The organism is Pseudomonas fluorescens (genome assembly GCF_001307155.1).
GTDB classification, from domain to species: Bacteria; Pseudomonadota; Gammaproteobacteria; order Pseudomonadales; family Pseudomonadaceae; genus Aquipseudomonas; species Aquipseudomonas helvetica.
The window spans coordinates 3,429,917-3,445,095 of record NZ_CP012830.1; the positions used below are offsets into that span (position 1 = coordinate 3,429,917).

Annotated in this window: 8 protein-coding genes; 6 read left to right on the plus strand and 2 right to left on the minus strand. The window is 59.0% G+C overall.

Features of this window, described 5'->3' with window-relative positions:
- Positions 1 to 50: 50 nt before the first annotated feature.
- Positions 51 to 5,894 carry an alpha-2-macroglobulin family protein gene (locus AO353_RS15520; RefSeq protein WP_054595745.1) on the minus strand — a complete coding sequence of 1,948 codons (5,844 nt, stop codon included), beginning with the start codon at positions 5,892 to 5,894 and terminating at the stop codon, positions 51 to 53.
- Between the two features lie 263 nt (positions 5,895 to 6,157).
- Between AO353_RS15520 and AO353_RS15525 the strand changes: the two genes are divergently transcribed.
- The 3 genes from AO353_RS15525 (at position 6,158) to AO353_RS15540 (ending at position 10,794) form a co-directional block, all read left to right on the plus strand.
- Positions 6,158 to 7,069 (plus strand): SDR family oxidoreductase, encoded by a 912-nt coding sequence (locus AO353_RS15525; RefSeq protein ID WP_054595746.1) that lies wholly within the window; start codon positions 6,158 to 6,160, stop codon positions 7,067 to 7,069.
- A 755-nt stretch (positions 7,070 to 7,824) separates the two neighbouring features.
- Positions 7,825 to 8,160, plus strand: a complete 336-nt coding sequence (locus tag AO353_RS15535; protein WP_054595748.1) for a hypothetical protein — start codon at positions 7,825 to 7,827, stop codon at positions 8,158 to 8,160.
- Positions 8,161 to 8,316: 156 nt separating this feature from the next.
- Positions 8,317 to 10,794: a dermonecrotic toxin domain-containing protein gene (locus AO353_RS15540; protein WP_054595749.1), complete on the plus strand. Its 2,478-nt coding sequence runs from the start codon at positions 8,317 to 8,319 to the stop codon at positions 10,792 to 10,794.
- A gap of 25 nt (positions 10,795 to 10,819) precedes the next feature.
- On the opposite strand, the gene AO353_RS15545 is transcribed toward AO353_RS15540, so the two are convergent.
- A complete protein-coding gene (locus tag AO353_RS15545) occupies positions 10,820 to 11,623 on the minus strand; it encodes an IclR family transcriptional regulator (protein ID WP_054595750.1) in 804 nt (267 codons plus the stop codon).
- A gap of 165 nt (positions 11,624 to 11,788) precedes the next feature.
- Here AO353_RS15545 and hmgA point away from each other — a divergent pair, with 165 nt between their 5' ends.
- Genes hmgA through maiA form a run of 3 tightly spaced genes read left to right on the plus strand, consistent with a single transcriptional unit; the run spans position 11,789 to position 15,049 of the window.
- Complete coding sequence (gene hmgA / locus AO353_RS15550; RefSeq protein WP_054595751.1) at positions 11,789 to 13,093, plus strand: homogentisate 1,2-dioxygenase; 1,305 nt, start codon at positions 11,789 to 11,791, stop codon at positions 13,091 to 13,093.
- A gap of 3 nt (positions 13,094 to 13,096) precedes the next feature.
- On the plus strand, positions 13,097 to 14,401 hold the full coding sequence (gene fahA / locus AO353_RS15555; RefSeq protein WP_054595752.1) for a fumarylacetoacetase: 1,305 nt from the start codon (positions 13,097 to 13,099) through the stop codon (positions 14,399 to 14,401).
- Between the two features lie 12 nt (positions 14,402 to 14,413).
- Complete coding sequence (gene maiA, locus AO353_RS15560) at positions 14,414 to 15,049, plus strand: maleylacetoacetate isomerase (RefSeq protein WP_054595753.1); 636 nt, start codon at positions 14,414 to 14,416, stop codon at positions 15,047 to 15,049.
- Positions 15,050 to 15,179: the final 130 nt, after the last annotated feature.

The following is a 15,179-nucleotide window of genomic DNA, read 5'->3' on the forward strand; positions in this document are numbered from 1 at the left end:
CACTGCCAGCCCAACTGCCAGCAGGGGTTTCAAGCGCCGTCCCGGATGTTTCAAGGCTTGACGATTTCAAGCTGGCCGACCTTGCCACGGCCTTGCAAGGTGGTTTGGTACAGGCCTTCGGCATAGGCCGGTGGCGTGTTGAAGGTCCCGGCGTTGGTGGCCCGTACGCGGTAGACGAAGGTGCCGACGTCCCGTAGCGCCGTGCCATAAAACACCACCCGGTCATCGCGCACATCAATGTAATCCGGTTGCCAATTGCTCAACTCGCTCTCACCAATAGGCGCTTGCCAGGCGTTGGCCTCTTCGCTGTTTTCGGCGTATTGCGATTCTTCGCCTTCGCCTTCGCCTTCACCTTCACTGGCGGCCTGCGGCTCTGGCGGCAGGCGATACACCGGCTCGACGCCGCCCGGCAACAAATCGACCACCGCCACTTGCTGCACCTGATCCCGATCCGTGGCCCGCAGTCGCAGGCGCACCAGGAACTCATCACCGACGCTCACCTGGCTGACGGGCTTGCCGTTCAGGTCGAGGTATTCGTGGATGATTTCCAGGCCATTACTGATGGAATGGAGGGTCGCACTCCGATCAAAACCGGCCTCGCTGAGCATGTAGAACGCAGCAGGACCGTCAGTTTTTTCCATCAGCAGTTTTTGCGTGCCTGGCGGGACTGCCGCACGAGGCGGTTGACCGGCCATCTGTAACAGTTGTTGCTGCTTGTCTCCCAGCCAGGCCGTGGCTTTGAGGGTCATGTTGCTTTGCGCCCGTTGGCCGTAGTTGTCCAGGGCGCGCAACAACAGTGCGGCCGACAGCGAGTTGTAACGCTGCTCATTGAGGCGCTTGCCAAGCTTGTCCAGCAGGTTCACCGGCACGTCGCCCAGCAACTCGGGGAAGTGGCGGCTGAGCAAATGCAGGTGCTCGGCGTCGTGGACCAGTGGGTCGTAATACAGACCGTCGCTGTCCCAGGCATCGCTGATGGAACGCCACGGGATTTTGCGCACCAGTGCATCAGCCTGACGATCCTGCTTCAGTAACTTGTAACTGGCGGCGAGGTAGGCGGCGCCCAGGTCATTCTTCCAGCTGTCGCGGAAGTAGCTCTCGTAGCGCTCGCGGATATCGCTCAAGGCACCACTGACCAGAATCCCCTGACGGCTCAGCAGGTAGCTGGCGTAGGCACGGTTGCGCAATTCCGACAGGCCTTCGCTGGGACCGTTGGCCAGGTCGGTGAGGTAAGCGTTGGCGCGCACCAGCACATCTTCCGGCACCGGCAGACCGCGCTCCTTGGCTTCGATCAGGAAGTCAGTGGCATACAGGCTGGCATAAGGCGCGACGTCAGGATTGGCGGCCCACAGGCCGAAACCACCGGCTTGATTCTGCCGCTGTCGAAGCATGCGCACCGCACCGGTAAAGGCCTGTTCCGCTTCTGGTGCGGTGCCGCCCCAGATCAACGTCGGCATGGCCTTGGACACCAATTGCTCGGTACAGGCGTAACCGTAGTCATCAAGATAGTGCTTGAGGCCATTAGCCCAGACCAGAGGCGAGGCGGCCACCCCCAGTTGCACATTGCGCAGTTGGGGGAACAGTTCGCGCGTGGGTTTCAACTCTTTGCTGGTGCTGTCGAAACGGCCGAGGCTGAGGGCGACCCGGTGTTCACTCAAGGGCCGGATCGAGGTGGTTTCGGCCACCTGGATACGCTTGCCGTCCGGCAGCACCGCGACAAAGCGCAAATCCGCCGAGCCGAGGTTTTCCAGGACCTTGATCCGGAATTCGGCTATGCCTTCCTTGCGCGGTTGCAGGTCCAGGGTGCTGTTCGGGTCGCCTTCGACTTTCAGGCCTGCGCTGGTTTGCAGCTCAAATTTCACACGGGTGGGCGTTTCCAGATTGCTGAAGACCCCGGCACTGACACTGAACACATCCCCAGGTGCAACGAAGGCCGGCACGTTCGGCGTGATCACCAGTGGCCCGCGCACATCGGTGCTGGCTTCGCTGACACCGACGCTGTCGGTATCCACCGCCACCGCAAACAGGTGCAACTTGCCGTTGAAGCTGTCCGGGATCTGGTAATGCAGCACGGTATCCCCGGCCGGCAAGTCGATCAGCCCTGACCACCATGCCACGGGCGGCTGGTGTTTGCGTTTGAACGGGTTGAGGTGCGAGGCCAAGGCGTTTTCCGTATCGCCACCGGGTGCAGCGCCACTGAGCAGGCGGCTGAATTCCGGCAGGATCAGGTCAAGAATCTGGCTGGTACCGACCTCCAGCGCCCGTTTCTGAAAAAAGAAGCCCAGCGGGTCCGGCGTCTGATAACGCGCTACTTGCAGAATGCCTTCGTCCACTGCGTAGACCACGGCGCGGGAAGGGCGGTCGGCATTGACCTTGATGTCTAGCACCTGCCCCGGCTCGGTCTTCGTCGGGCCTTCGACCTTCAGCGCCATGCGCCGCGCATCGAGGTTGATGCTGAACGGCACCACGCCGTAGGACAATGGACTCATATAGACCTCGGAAGAACCGATGTCCCGCACGAATTGCACGTTGATGTAAGCATTGCCCTCCAGCCCGGCTGGCACACGGATGTGCTGCACGCTGTTGGTGCTATCGGCCTTGAACCACTGCTGGGTGTAGACCTTATCGCGCTCGATGGTGATCAGCCCGGCGCCGGTGTAAGGCGCGCGGATGCTGATGGCGATCTCGTCGCCGGTGGCATAGCTGCGTTTGTCCAGGCGCAGTTGCAGCTCGGCGTTGCGCTCCAGGGAGCGGGAAGTGTTGCCACGCCCGGCGACGCTGTAGTCGATGGCGTTGAGCAGGTTGCCGTTGGCGTCCTTGAGTTGCAGGGTGTAGTCGCCTGGTGTGGCGGTGTTCAGCGTCTGTTTCGCGCCGTCCTTACCCAAGGGCAGGGGCGTGGCTGACTGGTTGATGTGCTTGATCCGCGACTCGTATTTGTAGGTGCCGTTGGATTGCTTGATCAGCACCGAAACGTAGCGGTGTTCCACCAGCTCGGTGCTCAGGCCCTCGACCGCTACCGGCGTGAGATCCGGCGCGACGGCCAGCCATTGCACCTGGCGCGACGCATCCTTGGCCACGTAGCCCAAGGAATCCTGGCTCTTCACACCTACCAGGTACGGCGCCGAAGACACCAGCAAAGCACTCTGGGCGGCGACGTTGCGACCGCCTTCGGCCTCGTAGACCTGAGTCATGACTTGCAGGCGATAGGTGCTGTTGGCAAAACGTTGCAAGTTGAGGTCAAGGACGGCCTGGCCGTTGTCGTCGGCCTCGGTCTCTGCCAGGTCCTCGGAGTTGGCTTCTTCCAGGGAGTCTCTGAGACGGAAGCGGTAATCCGGGAAGCGATCGAAGGCGGCCAGCGTCGGGCTCAGGGACATTTTTGCGGTCACCCGCCGACCCGACGCCGGAGCGCCGAACAGGTGCAGCGCAGTGACCTTGGCCACCACTTGCTCCGGCGGTATCCAGCCTTGTACCGGCGTATCGTGCAGGCTCAGACTGACTTTCATGCGGTCCGGCTCGAAGTCGCGAACCTTGAAGCTGACGCTGCCCAAATCGGTGCGGGTCTGTTGTTCGCCAATCAGTTGCAGGGTCGCGGTGTAATCCCCGGCCGGCGCTACTTCACTGCTGGCGAAATCGAAGCTTTCAAAACCCGAGGCCGACAGCTTCAGCGGCTGGCGTATCACTTCGAGGCCCCGGGGGTCGGTGATTTGCAACTCCAGTGGCAGGCCTTGCAGCACACCTTTCCAATTGCCGCTACGCACGATCATGCCCAGATGCGCGGTCTCGTCGGGGCGATAGAGGCCGCGGTCGGTAAACAGGTAAGCGCTCAAGCGGTCGATGGCGCCGTCTTCTTTCAGACCGCCGACGTCGAAACGCGACAGGTCCAATTGCTGGGACTGTCGGGCAATTGGCAGGAAGGACTGGTCGTTACCACGGGTTACCACGTACATCAGTGGCGTTTTTTCGCGGCGCAACTCGTCGAGTTTGGCAAAGTGGGCGTGGCCTTCGGTGTCGGTTTTACCGCTGCTCACTGGCAAGCCATTGCGGCCGATGATATCGACCTGAGCGTCGGCCACGGGTGAACCGTTGCCGATGGATTGCACGTACACATCGTGGCTGCCGTCGCTGGAGCGTTTGGCGATGATCCCCAGGTCTGTGACCACGATAAAGCGCAGGTCACTGGTGGTGTTGCGCGAATAACCGTCGAAGGTGTGCTCGGCCGGATCGTCCTGGGGGCTCAGCTTGAGGACGAAAATCCCTCGACGGCCACCGTTGGCGGTGAGGTAACGGCTGAGATCTACGTTGTCATAGAGGGTTTTCGACGGATCGGCGGCCGAAAGCGGAATGTCCAGGGACATGCGCTCTACCATCCGGTCGAAATAGTCGTTGCCGAAGTTTGGCCGGGCGAAGCTGCCGCTGCTTTGATCCACCAGGTGCTGCAATTGGTTGGGCAGTAAACGGGCGATTTCCACATGGGCGCCGGGCACGCCACGAGCCATGAAACCCAGGCGTTTTTCGCCGTTGAGGCTCAGCAATGCACCGTTGGAGAGGAACTGCAAGGTACGCGGATAGGCCGGCATACTCACCAGCGACGCCACAGGATTTTTTGCCAGGTAACCGCCGATGGCTTCCAGATTGGCCGGAACCCGTGCATACAGCATGCGGCCCGCCGGGGCCTTGAACTTGAAGGCGTGCTGAGTGTTCAGCGGCTCGATGCTCGGTACGTGGGTCAACTTGACCGGGATGCTGCGGGCCAACAGTTTTTCGTCGATTTCGCTGGTGGACCAGGGGCGATGGTCATTCTCGGCTTTTTCCGGCAGCAGCCAGGCCTGGACCTTACCGGCGATGGTCTCATCGGCCACAGCGTTGGAGCTGCTGAACATCAGCACAGGTTCCGGCTCGCCGCGTTCGTTGTCGACAAACTGGATGTCGGCGCTGCTGAAGGTCAGGCGATAACGCCCGGGCACCGTCACATCGGCGCTCAACGGCGCAGGGCTGGTGTTGCCGCCATTTCGAGCCTTGATGCCTTCGTCGAGTTTGATCGTGACCGAAGCGTTTTCCAGCGGCGTGGCCAGGGCGGCGGAACGGATGTAGGCGTTGAGCCTGCGTTCGTCGAAGCTGATTTCCGGCAGGTTAGGCGCCTGGGCATCGCGGTAGGCCAAGCCTTTGCCAAGGGTAATGGACACTCGCTTGCGCAGGCTTTCTTCGTCCACCGGGTGGGAGAAGCGGAAGGTCGCCACCTGCTGTTTCAGTGTCGGATTGACCGGGTCCTGGTACAGCTCGTTTTGGGTCAGTTGGCCGCGGAATGGCGGGGTGGTTATCTGGCTGTTGTATTCGGCCAGTAGCACACCGTCAGCCAGCAGGTTGCTCTTTGAAAGTTCGAGACTGTAATGGGCGTCAATCGGCCAGTCCTGGTCCGGCACGAACAACAGGCTGCGATCATCGGCCCAGCTCCAGGTACCTTGGACGGCGGGCTTGAGGCTAATGCCCCGAGTGACGGGCTTGCCAATGTCCTGCAACGGCGCCACCGATTCGGCGAAGCGGATTTTCAAGGTATCGACGATGGGGGGCTGCTGGGTGTAATCCGTCAGGTTCGGCTTGTGCACCGAATAGGCCACGGTGTGCGGTTTTGGCAGGTTTGAATACCAGTGCCAGCCGTAAAAAGCAGCCGCCACTACCAGCAGCAAGCCCAACACGCCGCCAGTGGTCTGGCGCGGATAAGCTCGGGCCTTGTGCCCCAGCGTCGTCAAGCCAGCGCCGATAGCCCTCAGCCAGAAGGGCGGCTGCCACTGGCCGAAGAGGCTTTTCAGCAACCAGCCAACGACTTTGGAAAGAACGCTCACCACGGTGAGAAAGACCCCGGATATCCGGCGCCAGGCTTCCTTGCACGAGTCAAACATTGTGAGCATCCTTGGCAAAATGGCACATATCCTACACGCGAACAGGCTAGAAGCCCTAAGGACTACCCCCTATTCAGCGAATTGCTGTCTCGCTGGTCAACGTAGTGCTGCCCGGCTGCTCCAGCACGGTCCGTGCAAGCGCATTCGCGCTCATCATCCCCCCGCCTTATTGCACACCATTCAGCCTCAGCCCTGTTGATTGTGACTGCCCGCGCCGTGCCTGACACTCGGGCTCACTGTCCCTGGCCTGCTGGAGTTTGGTAATGAAAGAGTCTGTGCGCTTTGAAGATAAAGTGGTGATCGTCACCGGTGCAGGCGGCGGTCTTGGACGGGCTCATGCATTGTTGTTCGCCAAGCAGGGCGCCAAGGTACTGGTCAATGATCTTGGTGGTTCGGCTCAAGGCGAAGGCGCCAATGCCTCGGCAGCCGACCGCGTGGTAGCAGAGATTCGCGAGGCCGGCGGCAGCGCCGTGGCCAACCACGATTCGGTGACCGACGGCGACAAACTCGTGCAGCACGCCCTCGATACCTTTGGTCGCATCGACGTGGTGGTCAACAACGCCGGGATATTGCGCGACAAGACCTTCCACAAAATGGAAGACGGCGATTGGGACCTGGTTTACCGCGTGCATGTCGAAGGTGCTTATAAAGTCACCCGTGCCGCGTGGCCACACATGCGTGAGCAAAACTACGGTCGAGTGATCTTCACTGCCTCGACCTCCGGCATCTACGGCAACTTCGGCCAGTCCAACTACGGCATGGCCAAACTCGGTCTTTATGGCCTGACCCGCACCCTGGCCCTCGAAGGCCGCAAGAACAATATTCTGGTCAACGCCATCGCCCCGACCGGTGGCACGCGCATGACCGAAGGCTTGATTCCGCCACAAGTCTTCGAACAGCTGAAACCGGAATTGGTCAGCCCGCTGGTGGTGTACCTGGCCAGTGAGAACTGCCAGGAAACCTCCGGCCTGTTCGAAGTCGGCGGTGGCTGGATGGGCAAAGTACGCTGGGAGCGCAGCCTCGGCGCCGGTTTCGATCCGCGTGAGGGCTTCTCGCCGGAAGATGTTGCTGCTCACTGGGAGCAGATTTGCGACTTTGAAGGTGCGGCGCATCCGAAGGACAACATTGAGGCGCTGAAGGAAATGATGGCGAATCTGCAGAAGTATCCGTTGTAACTCCGAAGACTATTGCCAGCGTGCGCTCAATCAGCTTCGCCTCCGAGCACTTCCCCCATCGAACCCCGTGCTCACGGGGTTCTTTATTTCGCCCATAAAAAAGGCCGCTGCAAACGCAGCGGCCAAGGTAAGACGTTGGATCAAGGAGCTACAAATCAACGTCAGTGAACACGGGTCGATGAGCTGAAACGGATTCAAATCACCTGGATTCTGTTGCTGATGAGGCGGGAAAATCACACCTCGGTACTTCGTGCTTTCGGCCCCATTGCCCTGAAAGCCAGGCAAGGATAAGTCCTTATCCCCAAAGGAAAAATAGCGATTCGAGACAATGACTGTTACAGCATCGGCAACAGTCGCTGCCATGGGCCGATGCACGTCAGGTGGCGCCTTTTGTACAAAAACCGTTGAGTTAACGTGAAATAGAAGTGCTCAAGTTAGTCGCTCAAGGTAACGCGAACTAACGAATAGCCGACCTCTTGTTTATATCGTTACATACGGTAAATGCCCTGGCACGACGGATCAATGGAACGTTGGGCGTGGGGCGAGGAACTCCAGCGGTGGCCAGGGAAACAGTGCAGGGGTTCAGTATTTTAAGTGTGGGTGGAACATGATCTTGTTGTGGTTGTTTACGAATGCATACATGTTTCGGGGTGTACTTTGATGGCTGGAATCTTTATAAGGTGTTCGTCGGCCCGGTTCATCTGAGTTTATCTGCTGTGCAGGGCGATCACTTATTTATTAAAAGGATTTAAGAGATGTCGAATATGGATTTGTTGAAAGAAATCAGTGCGATGCTGGATAAGGATTTTAAACAGTTGAAGTATGGTATCAAAGCCGATGAGACTTACCTGACCTCGACAGTGGTCAATGATCTTGGGCAGCCGGTAGTCGATTACTCGCAAACCCTGAGCTGGGCGATCATGGAGAAGGTCCAGGATGACGAGTTTCCTGCGTTCGGCGACGAGTATGCGGGTGTATTTACCCGGCAGTGGACGTTTGATCCGCTTTATCGCGTGGATAACAACATCTTCAATATTGAAAAGCTGAATTTGTTTGGCCGCGGTATCGTCGAGTATTACCGAGCGCAATAAGCAGTGCCTTATAAGCCTGTGCGGTGACCGATAAATGGGATAAGTCGGTAGAATGCCCCGCGCGATCAGTGTGCGGGGTGTTAAAGAATTTTATGGGCTGTTGCTAATAATAATTTTGTATTTGGTAGTGTTATTGGATGCCAAAAGGAAGTGTGCATGAATGTTAATATTTTAACGGCCGTGGCGGGGGGCGACTCTTCGAAAGAGCTGTTACGTCCGTCGAAACGAACAATGGCCGAACAACCTCTCCTGATACCGGATTGGTTGCAGCGTGCCAGTGAAGAAGATCGCCAATATTATGTCGATACGGAACAGTCCCTGGCAGCAAAAGAGCAAGCGCTTGATGAGTGGCTGAAAGAAACCGTATCTCTCAAGGCGTTCGCACATTTCTATGCCCAAGAGATTGTCAGAATTGAAACCGGTGAACTTGTCGACCCGGAGCACATTCTTGTCAACGCTTCTCATACGTTTTATGTGGGGCAGCAAAAGGTTGTTCAACGCAATCGCCTGACACTTCCCGAGTTCATGCTCAACGGTTTGTATGATCCGTCCTCTGTTCCATTGGAGATCACCCTTGAAGGTGAGACGTTACCGCCAGACTTTACCGAGCAAGTACTGAGGGAGGTGCTGGGCGATGAGAACAGCATGCGCTCGCTGTATGCCGAGAAATTTGAAGAAAAATACACCAGCGAAGCGGTGCTGCAAGCCCTGCAAGCCGTGCTGGACAGTCGCACGGACCTGAGTTCGTTCAGCGCGAAGTTGCAAGGGCATCTCAGTGACGACAGCCTCAAGATCGTCGAACTGGCCAGCCAGAACGTCAGAAACTATTCCATGGGGAGTCTTTCGTTTGACACCTGGAAACACGCCTTCCAAGGGATGATTGTTTATTGTGGACCGGAAGGTGAGGACGGTCCTTGCGTGCTCTATGCGCCGGAAGCCCCCGGGGGCAGGGTCTGGTTCGAGTTTGTGAGCATCAAACAACTGAACTTCCATATGGCCGATTGGACGAATCAGCCGGCAGGGCGCAGTTACCTGAGTCGGCAGTCTCACGCCGCTGAGCGAGAGCGCACCGATGCTTACATGAGATTTGTGCTGGAGTTGCCGAGTCAATGGCGCGGCATCAAGCGTACCCCATGGCCGCAGTTCGGTGCAGGGGCATTACGCCAGGCTGTTCTGCTCAATGTCGGTTGGCTGCGGGGCGAAGTGGAGGCGGTCATTCCCGCTGGTTATCGTTCGGCGTCCTCTTACCATCGACGGTATTTCGCTCGTTTGAATACCGAGCTTAAAGCGTTGACCCGGCTGGCCAGCCATGAGGCGGCGCTGATCAGTTACGAGAAGTTTGCGTACAACCTCATCAAACAAAGGGTTGAAGATGTTCTGGAGGAACACGGTGAAACAGTCGTCGTGAACCCCGATCTGATAAAGGTGGTACTGGACGAGTCGCAAGAAATGACCTTGTCTCAGCTCATCATCAAGGAACAACACATCACGGAAGATAGCGGGCCGATACATAACCCGGGAATCTACCCGAAACTGCGTTTGTTGGCCGGCCATCCCCCCATCTCCGACACCTTGATGGCCGACGTGCTGATGAAATACATGGTGGGCTGGTCGAAGACGTTGCGTCCTGGCGAAAAATATATCGACATGCTGTCCAGCGACTACCTGGACCCCAATGCCCCGCGTTACGCGCTGAAACGCGACGTGTATGTAAACACGCAACTGCATGAGATGCAGCGCGCCGCATTGGCGGAACTGTTCAGCGGTGTGCTTTCGCGGGAACACTATGAACGTATCGAACAGGCTATTGATCGGTTACGAGTACCGGAGTCCACCGATCCAATAGAAAATGATGAGCCTGAATCTCCCCAACGCAACGGTGTGTACCAGTTTTATCTGCAAAACCGCAGGGTCCAGGGCGTTTATGTTTTCCGCTTGATGAACGATGGCGTGGCCACGGATCTGTTGTATACCCCGAATGCACCTGACGGCCGATGGTTTCGACCACGGGCCGAGTTCGCCAGGTCGGTGAAAGTGGGGGGGTTAGGCAGTTATTACTGCAAGCGAGTCAAATACACCGACCAGCGAGTGATCAGCGCATACATCGAAGAGATGACGCAACGTAGTACCGACGACGAGCCGCCGGCACTGCACGTTCATAGCCGGGTATTCGACTTTTCGCATTGTTACAGCGAGATGATCAAGCAGATCATTGACGGTGTCGATGCACAAACCACGAGTCTCATCGAGATTGTTGCCAAACTGAGCTACGACGCTGCGGTAGCGGCAGTCACCGTCATAGGCTGTATCTTCCCACCGATCGGTCTTGGGTTAAGCGCGGTCGTGATGGCAAAAGGGGTGTTCGAGGGGGCAAAGGCTTATCACGAAGGAGATCATTCGGGGGTATTCGCAAGCTACCTCGATTGCATGCTGGAACTGGCCACGATGCGTATCGGCAAGTTGGGTTTCTCGCAGGTGCAGAAGGCGATTGCCAAGCGCTTGGGCGATGCAAATACCTGTTTGAGCGTTGTCTCTGCGTGCAGTGGAAAAACCGTGGATCTGGCGGTGATGACCGAATTGATGAAGGAGGCGCTCGAAGAGCCTGATTCCAGCGAGCAGACGCTACTGGAGTAAACACAGGCGTTCAGCGCCGAACAATTTAACCGGCGATGCTGGGCTCGTAGCCCATCCGCCAACTCACGGCCCGGGTCGCCGCCAGCAATCGCTGCGCCGCCGGGCCGTTTTCGTCGGCGTGGAACAACGACGTCGGGCCGACGATGGTCAGCACTGCCGCCACCTGGCCGACGGCATTGAACACTGGAGCCGAGAGCGCATCGACTCCCGGCATCAGCAAACCATGCACATGATGCAGGCCGCGTTCGCGGATCTGTTCACACAAGGTCGCGTAGACCTGGTCATCGGCCAGCGGATGGGCCGCCGTTGCCTGCACTTCCAGTTCGCGTAACTCAACGGTTTCGCGGTTCGGCAAAAAAGCGCTGAACACCAGGCCGGTGGATGAGCTGAGCAGCGGCAAGACCGAACCCAGTTGCGTCACCACCGTCACTGCACGCACCGCCGGTTCGATATGCACCACGGTTGCGCCCTGGTTGCCCCATACCGCGAGGAAGCAGGTTTCGTTCAGGTCGTCGCGTAACTCGGCGAGTGGCAGGGCGGCGACTTTCAGCACGTCCATACTGTTTAAAGCGGCCAGGCCGACGCGCAAGGCTTCGCGGCCGAGACCGTAATGATTGGTGGCGGCGTTTTGCTCGGCAAAGCCGCTGGCGATCAACGCCTGTAAATAGCGGTGAACCTTGCTCGCTGGCATCTGCACGTGTTCGGCCAAGCGCGACAACGATGTCGATGGCGACAACTCGGCCAAGGCCTTGAGGATGTCGGTGCCGACCTCGGCCGAGCGGACTTTTTGTTTACCGCTGTCGGCGGTGCTGCTACGCGGCTTTTCCATGGAGGCGGTGTGATCCCGGGACGAATGGGCGTCTTTATAGCTTGACGGTCAATACCAATCAAATTACGTTATGCGTAATCGAATTACGATAAAAATAACCTGGGCGTGCCGAGACTTCTGAAAGGGAGCCACAGGCCACGGCCTACTCCCTGTTCAGGAGGCTCCATGAACCTTGATTCAACGGCGCCAGCGCTGGTTTACCAGTCAGGTTTCGGCAACGAATTCAGCAGCGAAGCGTTGCCCGGCGCACTGCCCGTCGGCCAGAACTCCCCGCAAAAAGCCCCGTACGGTCTCTACACCGAACTGTTCTCCGGTACTGCGTTCACCATGGCGCGCAGTGAAGCGCGACGCACCTGGATGTACCGTATTCAGCCGTCGGCCAATCACCCGGCGTTCGTTAAGCTGGAGCGGCAATTGGCTGGCGGACCGCTGGGCGACGTGACGCCCAACCGCTTGCGCTGGAACCCGTTGGAGATCCCTGGCGAACCGACCGATTTCATCGACGGTCTGGTGCGCATGGCGGCCAACTCGGGTTCGGAGAAACCGGCCGGGATCAGTATTTATCACTACCGCGCCAATCGCTCGATGGAGCGGGTGTTCTTCAACGCCGATGGCGAGTGGTTGCTGGTGCCGGAGCAGGGGCGGTTGCGCATCGCCACCGAACTCGGGGTGCTGGAACTGGAACCGCTGGAAATTGCCGTGCTGCCGCGCGGTTTGAAGTTCCGCATCGAATTGCTCGACCCGCAAGCCCGTGGCTACCTGGCCGAGAACCACGGCGCGCCGCTGCGCCTGCCGGACCTCGGGCCGATTGGCAGTAACGGTCTGGCCAATCCACGGGACTTCCTGACTCCGGTCGCGCACTACGAAGACCTCAAGCAACCGACCACCCTGGTACAGAAATTCCTCGGTGAGTTGTGGGGCTGCGAGCTCGACCATTCGCCGCTGAACGTGGTCGCCTGGCACGGTAATAATGTGCCGTACAAATATGACCTGCGCCGCTTCAACACTATTGGCACGGTTAGCTTCGATCATCCGGACCCGTCGATCTTCACCGTGCTGACGTCGCCGACCAGCGTCCACGGTCTGGCCAACCTCGATTTCGTGATCTTCCCGCCGCGCTGGATGGTGGCCGAAAACACCTTCCGTCCACCGTGGTTCCACCGCAACCTGATGAACGAATTCATGGGCCTGATCCAGGGCACCTACGACGCCAAGGCCGAAGGTTTCCTGCCGGGTGGCGCGTCGTTGCACAGCTGCATGAGCGCTCACGGTCCGGACGGTGAAACCTGCACCAAGGCGATCAATGCCGAACTGGCGCCGAGCAAAATCGACAACACCATGGCCTTCATGTTCGAGACCAGCCAGGTGTTGCGCCCAAGCCGCTTTGCCCTCGATTGCCCGCAACTGCAAAACAACTACGATGCATGCTGGGCCTCGCTGCCCGTCACATTCAATCCAAACCGGAGATAACCCATGACTCAGACCACCCCCACTCGTAGCTGGGTTGCCTCCGCCAACGGTCACACTGACTTCCCGCTGCAGAACCTGCCGCTGGGCGTGTTCAGCACCAAGGGTTCGGCGCCGCGCAGCGGTGTGGCGATTGGCGAGCATATTTTCGACTTGGAAGCGGCGCTCGAAGCAGGTCTGTTCGACGGTGCTGCGCGTGCAGCCGTCGAAGCCACCCGTGGCGGTCAGCTGAACGCGTTTTTCGACCTCGGGCGTGGCGCCCGCGTGGCCCTGCGTGAGCGTCTGCTGGAGCTGTTCACCGAAGGCAGCACCCTGCGCGGCAAGATCGAAGCCCAAGGCGCAAAACTGTTGCCATTGGCCGCCGATTGCCAGATGCACCTGCCAGCCAAGATCAATGACTACACCGACTTCTACGTTGGCATCGAGCACGCGCAAAACGTCGGCAAACTGTTCCGCCCGGACAACCCGCTGCTGCCGAACTATAAGTACGTGCCGATCGGCTACCACGGCCGTGCATCGACCATTCGCCCGTCCGGCACCGACGTGCGTCGTCCGAAAGGCCAGACCCTGCCCGCCGGTCAGACCGAGCCAACGTTTGGCCCGTGCGCGCGGCTGGACTATGAACTGGAACTCGGCATCTGGATCGGTCAAGGCAATGAAATGGGCGACTCGATTGCCATCGGCGACGCCGCCGAGCACATCGCCGGTTTTTGCCTGCTGAATGACTGGTCGGCGCGCGACATCCAGGCCTGGGAATACCAGCCACTGGGGCCGTTCCTGTCGAAAAGCTTCATTACCAGCATCTCGCCATGGGTCGTCACCGCTGAAGCATTGGAGCCGTTCCGCCGTGCCCAACCGGCGCGTCCCGAGGGCGATCCGCAACCGCTGCCGTACCTGTTCGACAAACGCGATCAGGCCGCGGGTGCCTTCGATATCGAACTGGAAGTGCTGCTGCTCACCGAAGCCATGCGCGAACAAAACCTGCCAGCCCATCGCCTGACGCTGAGCAACACTCAATACATGTACTGGACCGTGGCGCAAATGGTTGCGCACCACAGCGTCAACGGGTGCCAGTTGCAGGCCGGTGACCTGTTCGGTTCGGGCACCTTGTCGGGGCCGGAAAACGGTCAGTTCGGCAGCCTGCTGGAAATCACCGAAGGCGGTAAAAAGCCGATCGAGCTGGCTTCGGGCGAGGTGCGCAAGTTCCTTGAAGACGGCGACGAAATCATCCTGCGCGCACGCTGCAGCCGTGACGGTTTCGCCTCCATTGGTTTCGGTGAATGCCGCGGCAAAATCCTGCCGGCACGTTAAGAGGTTCAGGCCATGGAACTCTTTACCTACTACCGTTCGACGTCGTCCTTTCGGGTGCGCATTGCCCTGGCACTCAAAGGGCTGGAGTACCAGGCGCTGCCGATCAACCTGATCGCGCCGCAAGGTGGCGAACACCAGCAACCGGCGTATTTGCATATCAACCCGCAAGGCCGGGTGCCAGCCTTGCGTACCGATGAAGGCGAGTTGCTGATCCAGTCCCCGGCGATCATCGAGTACCTGGAGGAGCGTTATCCACAGGTGCCGCTGCTGTCCAAAGACCTGGCCAGGCGCGCGCATGAGCGTGGGGTGGCGGCGTTGATCGGTTGCGACATTCATCCGCTGCACAACGTCAGCGTGCTCAATCAACTGCGCCAACTCGGTCATGATGAGCCGCAGGTGGTGCACTGGATCGGCCACTGGATTACTCAGGGGCTGGCGGCGGTCGAGCACTTGATTGGCGACGAGGGGTACTGTTTCGGCAACGCGCCGGGGCTGGCGGATGTCTACCTGATCCCGCAGCTGTACGCGGCCGAGCGGTTCAACATTTCCCTTGAGGCGTATCCACGGATTCGCCGGGTCGCGGCGCTGGCAGTGCAGCATCCGGCCTTCATCAAGGCCCACCCGGCGAATCAGCCCGATACCCCATAGCTGAGTGGACACTGATTGTTCTTGTGGCGAGGGAGCTTGCTCCCGCTGGAGTGCGAAGCGCTCCAAAAACAGGCAGTAACACTGTTTCTGAAGGATCTCATTCGCCGGTTTTTGGGCTGCTGCGCAGCCC